Here is an 11,217-nt window from a genome sequence, read left to right on the forward strand (position 1 = left end):
TAGCCTGGAGGCCGTGGCACTCTCGACCGGGAACGCGCATTCGAACCTCCTCCCCGACAGGACGCCCTTCATTGGCCGTCGACGGGAGGTGTCCTCCCTCGAAGGGCTGCTGATCGGCGGGGCGAGGCTCGTGACCGTCGTCGGCCCCTCGGGGATGGGAAAGACCCGGCTCGCCCGGCAGCTCGCCCTTCGCCTCGAGTCCCGCTTCCGAACGGACGGCGGCACCTGGCTCTGCGATCTCTCCGCAGGGCGCAGCGCCCGCGATCTGGAGACGGTCCTCGCCTCGGTCCTCGGCACCCACCCGCGGCAGCTCGCAGACGCCCTCGAGAACCGGGGGCCCACCTTCGTCGTCCTCGACAACCTCGAGGCGATCGCGGCCGACGCCGCCGGGGTGCTCGGGACCTGGCTGGACCGGTGCCGCGGCCTCCAGATCCTCGCCACGTCGCTCGTCCCAATCGGAATGGAGGGCGAGACCCGTTTCGAGCTCCATCCCCTGGAGCCGGACGACGCCGCTGCGCTCTATCGGGATCGAGCTGGGAGGGCCGCTGCCGACCGGGCCTTCACCGAGGCGGAGCATGGGGCCATCGCCGAGCTCGTCGAGCGGCTGGACCGCCTCCCCCTCGCGCTCGAGCTCGCGGCGGCCCGGATCCGGACCCTGCCTCCCGGCAGGATGCTCGCGCGGATCTCGGAGCGCTTCGATCTGCTCCGAAGCGACGCGGGGCGACGCTCCCTTCAGGATGCGATCTCCCTCACTTGGGAGCTCCTCGCGCCCGAGGAGGCGGACACACTCGCGCAGTCCGCCGTCTTCGCCGGCGGCTTCTCGCTCGAGGCAGCGGAGCAGATCCTGCGGCCGGGCGAGCGCGCGATCCTGGATGTCCTGGAGAGCCTCCGCGCCAAGGCCCTCCTCCAGCTCAGCGGCGGCGACGCTCCTCGTTTCTTCCTCTACGAGAGCGTGCGCGAGTTCGCGCTGCGCAAGCTGAAGGAATCCGGCCGCTACGACGACACCATCCGTCGACAGGCCGATTGCCTCCTCGCGGCAGCAGAGGTCTGGGCCTCCGAGGTCGATGGCCCCGGCGCCCCAGCCGCCTTCCGCAGCCTCGCCGCGGAGCGGGAGAACCTGCTCGCCATCCACCGCCGGTTCCAGGGGGAGACCCCCGCCGTAGCGGCACGGGCCGGGCTCGCCCTCGCGCCTCTCGCCGCGCTCCAGGGCCCGCCTGCCTCCGAGGCCGAGCTCCTCGATTCGACCCTCGACGCCGCCACGCGGTCGGGCGATCCGCGGCTCGTCGCCCGCGCGCTCCGGGTGCGGGCGGCCGCCGACCGGCGCTTCGGTGAACCCGACGCCGCACGTAGCAGGCTGTACGAGGCCGTCGCCCTCGCCACCTCGCTCGGGGACGCTGCCCTCGAGGGCTTCCTGCGCTGCGAAGCCTGCGCCGTGCTCTCCCGGCTCAGCGACGTCGACGGCGCCGAGCGGGAGGTCCAGCGGGCGCTCCGGCTGGCGGACACCCTGTCGGATCCGCTCCTCGAGGGACTCGCGCACCTGGCCGCAGGCGTCCTCGAGGAGAGCCGGGGAGGCCTCGCTCCTGCCGCGGATCACTTCGACGCCGCCCTCGCGCGCTTCCGCAAGGCGGGGCACGTGCGGAACCAGGGCCTGTCGCTGCTGAACCTGGGGGCGGTCCGATCCGGGCAGGGGCGCTACCGGGAGGCGCGGGAGGTGCTCGACGAGGCCCTGGCCGTCTTCCGCCGGATCGAGGACCGCGCGTCCGAGGCCGACGCCATCCTCAACCTGGGCAGCGTCGATCTCACCGCTGGCCACCTCGACGAGGCCGAGCACCACCTCCTGCAGGCGCTGGCGCTGGAGCGGCAGCTCGGAAACCGCCGCTTCGAGGCGTTGGCCCTCGCCAACCTGGGCCTGGTCTGCCTGGAGCGCGGGCAGATCCGACTCGCGCGGGAGCGCCTCGACGCAGCCATCTCCCTCGTGCGAGCGGCAGCGGAGAAACGGCACCTCGGCCTCTTCCTTCCCTTTGCGGCGGCCGCCTCGCTCCTCGCCGGCCGGCGCGACGAAGCGGCCCGGGACTTCGCCGACGCGCGCCGCATCTTCACCGAGCTCCTCGATCCGACGGGCCTGGAGATGGTCGAGGCCCTCGAACACCTCGACGAGGTCGGTCCGGCAGACGATCCAGGGGCGGGGAGGGCGGCGGCCTCGTCGGAGGCAATGGTCGTCGCCCTCCGGATCCTCGAGCGTACCCGGCAGCGACGCCTCCAAGCACCCGGCGTGCAACCAGATCGTACGGATGTCGACGCCGCGGGGATCGTCGTGGGACCGCAGGCCGACTGGATCCGCCTCGACGGTGGCCAGCCGATCGACCTCCGCAAGCGCGCCGCCGCGAGGCGGATCCTCTTCGCGCTCGTGGAGCAGCGGCTGCTGGCGCCGGGCGTCGGCATCACCCAGGATCGTCTCGTCGAGATCGGCTGGCCCGGCGAACAGATCCGCCCGGACGCAGCCGCCAACCGCGTCTACACCGCGATCTGGTTCCTGCGATCCGTCGGCCTCGCTGGCGCCATCCGCCACCACGCGGAGGGCTACCTCCTGGACCCCGCGATCTCCGTGGTCCGCCGCTGATCCGGACTGACTCGAGAGCCTCTCCCGTTTGATTTAGCCAGCTGGGCTCGGCCAACACGGAAAATCGTGTAGGATCCCGACACTCAGCGGCGAATTCGAGGGGTGCGTGAAACTTCTGGGGCTCGTGGTCGTGTCGCTGGCGTTCACTGCCTGCATACCGACGGCATTCCGTCCGGCGCGAACCGTTCCCCAGGGAGAGGTCGAGCACACCATCGGCGCCCACGTGCTCCGGTTCGACGCCGAAAAGTTCTGTGAGAAGTGCGAACTGGCGGAAGCTTTCAACTTCCCGACACCTTCCTACACCATGCGGTATGGCGCAGCCCGCGGACTGGACATCGGTTTGGGCTATTCTATGCCCGGTGCGCTTAGCCTCGATGCGACCATCGAGCTCGTCCGGACGCCGGGGATCGATTTCTCGCTTGGACCCACTGCGGTCTTCGATTGGTTTTCTGGCTTGCCTGCTTTTGGGCTTCCGGCGCTCGTCGATCTGAATCTCGCGCCCCGGATCTCCGTAGTGGGCTTCCTCGGGCCAGTCTTCATGATCGGCCGGGACACCGACGGCACGCGGACCAACGTGTGGCTCGGCCAAGCAGGAGTGGGTCTCGAGATGCGCCCGCTACCTTGGCTTAGCCTTCGCCCCTGGATGGCAATCGCCGGAAGAACTTCGTGGGGCGAGATGGTCGGGTACGGGGGCCTGGCGATTGCCTTCAGCGGCCAGCGAGAGTTTCCCTGATGCAGCCGTTCGGCCGCGAGGGCTTCCTGCGCTGCGAAGCCTGCGCCGTGCTCTCCCGGCTCAGCGACCTCGACGGCGCCGAGCGGGAGGTTCGGCGTTGGCCGGTCGACTACTTGTCGAGCAGCTCCACGAGCCGCTCGCGCCTCTCCGTGAGGGCCTGGTCGCTCATAGTGGGGAGCTCTCCAATCCAGCCCAGGATTCGAGGGACGTCGATCGGCAGGTGGTCGGCTCGCGACTTGGCGATCATCGCGCGGCAATCGTCGAGATCCGTGGACGACAGCCGCGCCGCCTTCAACATCAGGAAGAGGGTGGGAGTGGGGCGGTAGACGGTTCCTTTCGCGCCGGCGCGGAGAGGTTCCAACTCCTTCTCCCAACCGGGAATCCTCTGGACGAAGAAATCGGCCGCCGAGTTCACCGACTCGACCGAGAGGCCGAGATCCTGCGCGAGCTTCATCAACTCGAACCGCGCGGTCTGCCCACCATCGATTCCAAAGAGGTCGACGTCCTCGGTCGTCCGGCGGGAGTCGAGCCACAGGCTCACCAGAGCGCCCCCGACCAGCACCCAGCCTCCCGCCAGGCGGTCCGCGACGGCGTTCACGATTCTCTCGATGGCGTCATGGTCCAGGTCGGCTCGCACGCGCTACACTATAGCGGCGATGGAGGATCTCGACGCGCTGGTGGAGATGGGGTTGCCGTTGGGTCCGCCGGGTTCGGCTCGCCGCGAAACGTCGTCACTCGCAGCGGCGCGCCTGGCTGTACAGCGCCTCGCAACCGATCCCGATCTTCCCGAGCAACGGCTACGGGAGCCGCTCCTCGCCTGGCTCTCCGCCTTCCGGCACCACTGGCGCCCGACATGGGCCAACGAGATCGGCTTGCCGGGCGATGCGTTGATCGAGCGCCTCGAGGCCGAGCCCTTCGATCGAAACCGCTACCTGAAGCTTCGACGGATCGCGATCGAGAGTCTCTCGCGATTGATTTAGTCGCACGGAATCCGGGGCCACGGCACTCGAACCGGCGAGTGGCTCGGCCAAGCAGGGGTGGGCCTCGAGCTGCGCCCGTTTTCGTGGCTGAGCCTGCGCCCGTGGGCGGCCGTCATCGGAACGCCATTGGATTCGTGGCGCCACACCTACCAGTACGGCGGCTTGGCGATCGCCCTCGGCGGCCAGCGACAGTTCCCCTGAACCAGCTACTCGGCAGCGCTCGAGCGTCCCGACGCAATCCCAGGGCGGCAGTGGGGCAGGCGCCGCAGAGCGGGCGTCGGCCGCCTCGTTTTTCCGATCCGCTGGGTTACATAACGTACATTAGAAGAACCATGAGTGAACGCCAAGGGGAGGCGGGTCCGGCCCCGGAATTCGAGGGATCCGAGGGATTACCGGTCCTTTCGAGTGATGCGGCTGCGGCATCGCAGCGCTCCCGCTCCAGGCCTCGGAGCCCAGGTGCGAACCCGGAAGATCACTTCGAGGCCGGGAGCGGCCTCGCGTCGGCCCTTCAGGCGTCGACGAGGATCAGCGGTCGGCACACGGTGGCCACGATCGATCGTGCTGAACACCGCGCCTCGGCCCGCCTTGACCGCCTCGATGCCCGCGGTTAGCCTCCCGTCGATTCGATTCCCCGAGGTCCATGCGCAGAGACGCCACATCCTGATGACGCGCTCGTAAAGAGCCGCGGAATCGCGTGCCCACCGGCACGGCGTACGGCGCTCGTCGAGCGCCCTCTCTGTTGCATCCTCCCAGGAATCGAAATCTTGAACGTCTCCCGCAAGGAGCGGCGCGTCTTGGACGCGCTTGCCCAGGGCAGCCGTATCGTCCCCGTCAAGGACGAGCGCGGCCGAATCGTAGAAACCTTTTGTTTCACCGCCGAAGGATGGCGCCTCTCGCTCTGCACCCTGGAGCTCTTCCAGGGCCTCCGGCGGCGCAAGCTCATCGTCTCCACCAACGGCGGTCCCTACCTCATCTCCCGCCTCGGCCTGCATGCTCTCGCCGGCAAGCCCGATCGTTGAGAGCGGCGGAAAGCGCTTGGGTATCTCATGGCCATGTGGTCTCGACCATGGCCCTCCGCGTGGTACGCCTTTTGGCGAATACCGCACGATTTCGCGAAGGGATTGTCGCGTCATGAACGTCTTTCCTAGGTCGGAAGCCGAGGCCCGTCTCGACCACGACCACATGGAAGAACCCAAGGGCTTCCGGTAACCTGAACTGCTTTCGTGGATCGCTGCACCCTTGGCCGTGCGCTTCCGCGGCCAGGGCATCCATCGTCCGGCACCTACACCATGACCCTCGCAACCTCCCCGATTTCCGACAGCACGCTCGATCGGATCCTCACCCTCCAGCTCACGATCGCCTGGGCCGGGGAGGGCCGCTGCGAGCCGAGCCGGCTCGGCTGGTGGCAGACGGACGTGATCGACTCCACCGGTGGCGCCGATCTCCTCGCCCGGCTTCTTCCCCGCACCCAGCCCTGGGCCTCCCTGGAAGCGGCACGGGAGGCCGCACGACAGACGGACGCGAAGGCGCGCGGCGCGACGGCCCGGCCGGATCAGCTCCTCACCCTCTTTCACCTCGGCCCCGAGTTGGACCAACGGCTGCGTGAGCGCCTCGCGCAGCTCAAGCGAAGCGGCATCGCGCCCGCCCAGGCGCTTCCCGAGCTCCCCAACCTCCATGCGGCTTTCGATCGCGAAAGCCTCGAAGCCCAGCTCCGGCATACGGTGGAATACCGGATCACCCCCGCCGGCAGGGAGATGCGCGAATCGCCACCCGAGTCCCGGGATCTCGCCGTGGCCCACCTGGCTGCGGCGCTCCTACCCTTCGCCGACGCCTGGCCGATGCCCTACTTCCGGATGGTGGCGTGAACCATTCGCACGAAGAAGCGCACATCCACACCGGCATCATGCGCCTCGCTCTCGCCACGGAGGACGCCCGCGCCTACTGGTCGCGCGTGGTTCCAGGCGAGAATGCCAAGGAACGACTGCGCCGCGCCTTCGAGGAACGCTGGTTCGGCGGTAAGAGCGAGGAACGGGTCGCAGGCATTCTTCGCTACTTCTACGCCCGATTCGACGCCTTCCCCGAGTCGCTCCCCGTCCTCGGGCGCTGGCGTGAAATGGCCCCCGACACCCGTCGGGCGATCTGCCACTGGCACCTCCAGCTCTCCGATCCCCTCTACCGCGAGCTCACCGGGGCGTACCTGCCCGAGCGCCGTTCGGGACCCAGGTCCGAGATCAGCCGCTACCTCGTCCTCCGCTGGCTCGCGAGCAAGTTCCCCGGTCGCTGGTCGTCATCCTCTGCGGCCGTGGTCGCGAGCAAGCTTCTCTCGGCTGCCCATGAAGCGGGGCTCGTCGCCTCGAACCGCGATCCCCGCCCCCTCGTCTGGCCGCGCGTTCCCGATCACGCCCTGCTCTACCTTCTCCACCTCCTTCGCGGCCTCGTCTTCGAGGGCACGCTCCTCGAAAATCCCTACCTCGCATCGGTCGGCCTGACGGGTCCCGCCTTGGAGGAGCGCCTTCGAAAGCTCCCTGGCGTCTCTTACCGGCGCATGGGCGCCCTGGAGGATCTTCAGTTCGAGCACCCCACCCTCACCGCTTGGGCGGCCGAGGTGATCTCGTGACCCAGAGCAGCATGATCTTCCAGGCCAGCCCTTTGCGCGCGGCCTTCCAGGCCCTGCGCCGGGACCTACTGGCCGATGGCGGCCCGCAGATCAGCACGATGCAAAACTACCGCTTCGCCATCGTGCCCTATCAGCCCGACCAGGAGTTCGCGCTGCGCCGCGAGGTGAAGGTGCTCTCGGACGATCTGATGGCAGCGGGCTGGGTCGTGCTTTCGATCCCCATGCATCAGATCATGCTCGAGAAGATCCGGGTACAAGGCACGGACTTCGTGCAGCATCTGATCGCCCGGGAGAAGCGCTTGTCTGCCAGGGGCGAGGCCGAACGCGCGCTCCAGTCGCTCCGCGACGCCCTCTATCCACTCCTCGAAGGGCCGGACGGAATCGCCGCAGACGTGGCGCGGCGCATCGCTTCCTTCTGCGACGCCCATCCCGACCAGGCGGATCGCACCGTGGCGCTCATCGGCCGCATCGGCGCCCTCTATCCCTTCTTCCGTTCGTCGGCCCTCCTCAAGCACCTGGATGGCAATACCCGAGGCGTCCCAGTGGTGCTGCTCTATCCGGGCGAGCGCGGCGACGGCGGCCTCTCGTTCATGGGCGAGCTGCCACCCGATCGCGACTACCGCCCCCGCATCTATCCCTGAACGAAAGGCCGTGATGAAGATCCGCGACCTCTTCCAGCACGACGTCACCCGCGACATTCCGCCCGTGGTCTATTTCCACGAGTCCTCCCCTGAGAAGCTGCAGGCCGAGGTGAGCGAGTACATCGTCACCGGCGGCTTCCCCGAGCGCGATCCGCGGCATACCCGCGTCTCCGAAGGGATCCACGAGGCATTCGTCAAGCTGCTGCGCAACATCCGCGCGGAGTTCGACAAGCGGCCCCACGGCTGCGACCTCCCCAACGCCTGGATCTCCGGCTTCTATGGCTCCGGTAAGTCGAGCTTCGCCAAGCTCTTGGGCCTCGCGCTGGATGGCCGCGCCCTACCTGACGGCAAGCCCCTGGCCGAAGCGCTCCTTGAGCGCGACACCTCGCCGCTGGCCGACGAGCTACGCCAGGCCTGGCTGGGCCTTCGAGGCTACCTCGAGCCCATCGCGGTGGTCTTCGACATCGGCGGCGTCGCCCGCGACGACGAGCACATCCACGCCGCGGTGGTGCGGCAGGTACAGATCCGCCTCGGCTATTGCTCCAAGTCGAGCCTCGTCGCAGAGCACGAGCTGCAGCTCGAGCAGGCCGGGCTGTGGGAGGCGTTCGAAGCGAAGGCGCGGGCGGTGCTCGGCAAGCCCTGGAGCGCCGCCAAGGACGCCCCGATGGCCGAGGGCGACTTCTCCCACGTGCTCCACGCGCTGCAGCCGGATCGCTACCTGGATCCCACGAGCTGGAGTGACGCGATGTCGGGTCGGGCGACCCAGGGCCTCTCCGTGCGCGATGCGGTCGATCGGATCTCGGCCATGCTCGACATCCGCGCACCCGGAAAGGCGCTCTTCCTCGTGGTGGACGAGGTGAGCCAGTACGTCCACCAGGACGACGACCGGATGGTGAAGCTCCAGTCCTTCGGCTCCGAGCTGGGCCGGCTCAAAGGCATGGTCTGGCTCCTGGTAACGGGCCAGGCCAAGCTCGAGGACGACCGGGCCGCGGTCCACAAGCTCAAGGACCGCTTCCCCGATCGCTTCCGTGTCCACCTCTCGCCCACCAACATCCGCGATGTGGTCCATCGGCGCCTGCTCCAGAAGCGCTCGCCTCAGGACAAGGTCCTGCGCGAGCTCTTCCAGCAGCACCGCTACGATCTCGAGCTCCATGCCTTCGGCTGCAAGGGCGTCACGGAAGAGGACTTCGTCGAGGTCTACCCGATGCTCCCGGGCCAGGTGGATCTGCTTCTGCAGATCACCTCCGCCATCCGCTCGTCCTCCTCCCGCGCCCAGGGAGATGAGTACGCCATCCGCGGCCTGCTCCAGCTCCTCGGCGAGATCTTCCGCCAGCAGAAGCTCGCCGACCAGGAAGCGGGCCGGCTCATCCCCCTCGACGCGATCTACGAGGTGCAGCAGACGGCCCTCGACTCCGATCTCCAGGGTTCCATGGCCCGGGTGGCCGCCCACTGCGGCCAGGTCAAGAACCCGCTCGCTCTGCGCGCCGCTCGCACGGTGGCGCTCCTGCAGTACGTGCAGGAGCAGCTCCCCACCACGGTGGAGCTGGTGGCGTCCTGCCTCTACGACCGCGTCGGCAGGGGCCCCACAGTGCAGCAGGTGCGGGAAGCCCTCGAGTCGCTGCGCCAGGCCAACCTGGTGGGGTACTCGGAAAAGAGCGGCTACAAGATCCAGTCGTCCGCTGGCCAGGAGTGGCAGCGCGAGCGCGACGACATCCACGTCACGGCCGAGGCCTGGGGCGAGCACATCCGCGAGCGACTCAAGGATCTCGTCGGCAAGCCGGAGCTGCCGCGCCTGGAGGGCAGGCCATTCAAATGGACGGCCCTCTACTCTGACGGCCAGAATTCCGCCGACGTCCGTCTCGATCGCGTCACCGAAGAGACCGTCGTCTCGGTGGACTTCCGCTTCCTCAAGGAGCGCGACGAGGCCGGCTGGATCAAGCGCAGCCAGGACGACAACTTGCGCGAGCGTTTGATCTGGGTGGCGAGCGATCGGCAGCAGGTGCAGGACCTCGCCCGCGACTTGGCCCGCTCGCAGCGGATGCTCCAGCGCTACCGGGGCCGGGAGGCCTCGCTGCCCGCCGAGAAGAAACGGCTCCTGCTCGAGGAGCAGCTCCGGGAGGAGGATCTCCACCAGAGCTTGGGGAGCGCCGTGGCCGACGCCTGGATGGCCGGGCGGATCTACTTCCGTGGCTTGGAGCTCGAGCCCGCGGAGCTGGGCAACGCCTTCCCCTCCGCGCTCCTCGCCGCCGCCCAGAAGATCCTCCCCGACCTCTACCCAAGGTTCACCGCCGTAGCGGTCACCGAGGGCGAGCTGGGCCAGCTCCTGGAGAGGCAGCTCGCCGGCCCTTCGCCCAAGTTCCTCGGGGGCGATCTGGCGGTGCTTTCCCTCGACGCGGGCCGCTACGTGGCCAACGCCGTCGGCCCAGTGCCCACGCGCATCCTCCAGCACATCGAGGAGCAGAAAGGCGTCTCTGGCGCAGCCCTCTTCGCCCATTTCGGCAAGCCGCCCTACGGCTACGCCGGCGACGTGATCCGGGCGTGCCTGGTCGGCCTCCTCCGCGGCACGCGCATCCGGGTACAGACCGAAACGGGCGTCCTACTCACGTCGGTGAATGATCCCGGCGCCAGGGACCTCTTCACCCACGAGCGGCAGCTCCGCCGAGCGGAGATCTTCCCTGCCGGCGCCGGTGCGATCAGCCCCAGGGATCGGGTGGCGATCTGCCAGTTCTTCGCGGAGTACCTGAAGGTCGAGGTCGAGCGCGAAAACGACCCGATCGCCGACGCAGTTCACGGCCAGTTTGCCGCGGTCCGGACGCGCCTGCGGCAGATTGAAGGGCGGCTCAACGAGCTGCCCGGACGCCCCGCCCTCGAGCCCGCGCTGCAGAAGCTGGCCAAGGCCCTCGAGGATTGCTGCCGCTCCCGGCAGGTGGAGGAGATCGTCCGCGAGGTGAATACCCGGCTGCCCGTCCTGCGCGACGGCATGCAGCTCCTCGGCATCTTCGAGTCCGATCTGAGCGACGCGGCGATTCAGAGCGTGAAGGACGCAGCGCGGATCGCGGGGAACGAGCTCGCCCAGCTCGACGCCCTCGGCCTCCCTTCCCAGTTGGCGGAAGGTGCCGACGAGCTCCGCTCGCAGCTCGCCTCCGAGCGTCCGTGGCGCGAGATCGGCAGGCTCCGCCCCGCTGTCGAGGCCATCCGGGCTGCCTACCGGAATGCCCGCCGAGATCTCCTCACGATCCAGGACGAGCGAGCCGCCGAAATTCGCGGACGCCTCGAAGCCCGCGTCGGCTTCGAACGACTCGACGACGATCAGCGGTACCAAGTGCTGCGCAAGATCCCGCTGGCGCTCTTCGACACCACCGTCGAGGCCGTCGCACCCTCCCTCCTCGATCTGCGCGATCTCCTCCCGGGCAAGCTTCACCGCGGCGAGGAGGACGCGAACGATGCCCTCGACGCTGCGCTCGCCGCGATCGAGGAGATGGAGATCTGCAAGGTCCGCGTAGAGCTGCGCGGTCGCGAGCTCGCGGGCCGCGGCGACCTGAGCAAGCTGTTGGCGGAGATCGAGGACGTCATCGGTCCGAAGCTCGATCAGGGCCAGCGGGTCCGCATCACCCTGGGCTAGAGGT

At 68.7% G+C, this 11,217-nt stretch carries 9 protein-coding genes; 8 read left to right on the forward strand and 1 reads right to left on the reverse strand.

The genetic code is table 11. The annotated features are described in order from the left end of the window. Window positions 1–13 precede the first annotated feature (13 nt). Together AKJ08_RS06380 and AKJ08_RS06385 are read left to right on the forward strand one after the other, a co-directional pair. Window positions 14–2,620, forward strand: a complete 2,607-nt coding sequence (locus tag AKJ08_RS06380) for an ATP-binding protein (RefSeq protein ID WP_169788765.1) — start codon at window positions 14–16, stop codon at window positions 2,618–2,620. Window positions 2,621–2,726: 106 nt separating this feature from the next. Further along, complete coding sequence (locus tag AKJ08_RS06385; RefSeq protein WP_050725303.1) at window positions 2,727–3,353, forward strand: hypothetical protein; 627 nt, start codon at window positions 2,727–2,729, stop codon at window positions 3,351–3,353. A gap of 109 nt (window positions 3,354–3,462) precedes the next feature. On the opposite strand, the gene AKJ08_RS06390 is transcribed toward AKJ08_RS06385, so the two are convergent. Next, the gene (locus AKJ08_RS06390) at window positions 3,463–3,951 is read right to left on the reverse strand and encodes a nucleotidyl transferase AbiEii/AbiGii toxin family protein (RefSeq protein ID WP_169788766.1); all 489 of its coding nucleotides are present in this window, start codon (window positions 3,949–3,951) and stop codon (window positions 3,463–3,465) included. 10 nt (window positions 3,952–3,961) lie between these two features. Here AKJ08_RS06390 and AKJ08_RS06395 point away from each other — a divergent pair, with 10 nt between their 5' ends. From AKJ08_RS06395 to brxC, 6 genes are all read left to right on the forward strand, one after another. Further along, the gene (locus AKJ08_RS06395) at window positions 3,962–4,333 is read left to right on the forward strand and encodes a hypothetical protein (protein ID WP_157370528.1); all 372 of its coding nucleotides are present in this window, start codon (window positions 3,962–3,964) and stop codon (window positions 4,331–4,333) included. Window positions 4,334–5,097: 764 nt separating this feature from the next. Beyond that, the gene (locus AKJ08_RS06405) at window positions 5,098–5,352 is read left to right on the forward strand and encodes a YjhX family toxin (RefSeq protein ID WP_050725307.1); all 255 of its coding nucleotides are present in this window, start codon (window positions 5,098–5,100) and stop codon (window positions 5,350–5,352) included. A 270-nt stretch (window positions 5,353–5,622) separates the two neighbouring features. Next, complete coding sequence (brxE, locus tag AKJ08_RS06410; RefSeq protein WP_050725308.1) at window positions 5,623–6,198, forward strand: BREX-6 system BrxE protein; 576 nt, start codon at window positions 5,623–5,625, stop codon at window positions 6,196–6,198. Then, window positions 6,195–6,950, forward strand: a complete 756-nt coding sequence (locus tag AKJ08_RS06415) for a DUF1819 domain-containing protein (RefSeq protein WP_240475455.1) — start codon at window positions 6,195–6,197, stop codon at window positions 6,948–6,950. The genes brxE and AKJ08_RS06415 overlap by 4 nt, the downstream gene beginning before the upstream one ends. Continuing rightward, complete coding sequence (locus AKJ08_RS06420) at window positions 6,947–7,591, forward strand: BREX protein BrxB domain-containing protein (protein ID WP_240475456.1); 645 nt, start codon at window positions 6,947–6,949, stop codon at window positions 7,589–7,591. Before AKJ08_RS06415 ends, AKJ08_RS06420 begins: the two co-directional genes overlap by 4 nt. A 13-nt stretch (window positions 7,592–7,604) precedes the next feature. Beyond that, entirely contained in the window at window positions 7,605–11,213 is a 3,609-nt protein-coding gene (gene brxC, locus AKJ08_RS06425; protein WP_050725309.1) for a BREX system P-loop protein BrxC, read from the forward strand. Window positions 11,214–11,217: the final 4 nt, after the last annotated feature.

This window comes from Vulgatibacter incomptus, assembly GCF_001263175.1.
Lineage (GTDB): Bacteria > Myxococcota > Myxococcia > Myxococcales > Vulgatibacteraceae > Vulgatibacter > Vulgatibacter incomptus.

Excerpts from the sequence above, each read along its gene's own strand:
- AKJ08_RS06395 (WP_157370528.1), top strand. The coding sequence starts at position 3,962 with ATGGCGTCATGGTCCAGGTCGGCTCGCACGCGCTACACTATAGCGGCG.
- brxE (WP_050725308.1), top strand. The coding sequence starts at position 5,623 with ATGACCCTCGCAACCTCCCCGATTTCCGACAGCACGCTCGATCGGATC.
- brxC (WP_050725309.1), top strand. The coding sequence starts at position 7,605 with ATGAAGATCCGCGACCTCTTCCAGCACGACGTCACCCGCGACATTCCG.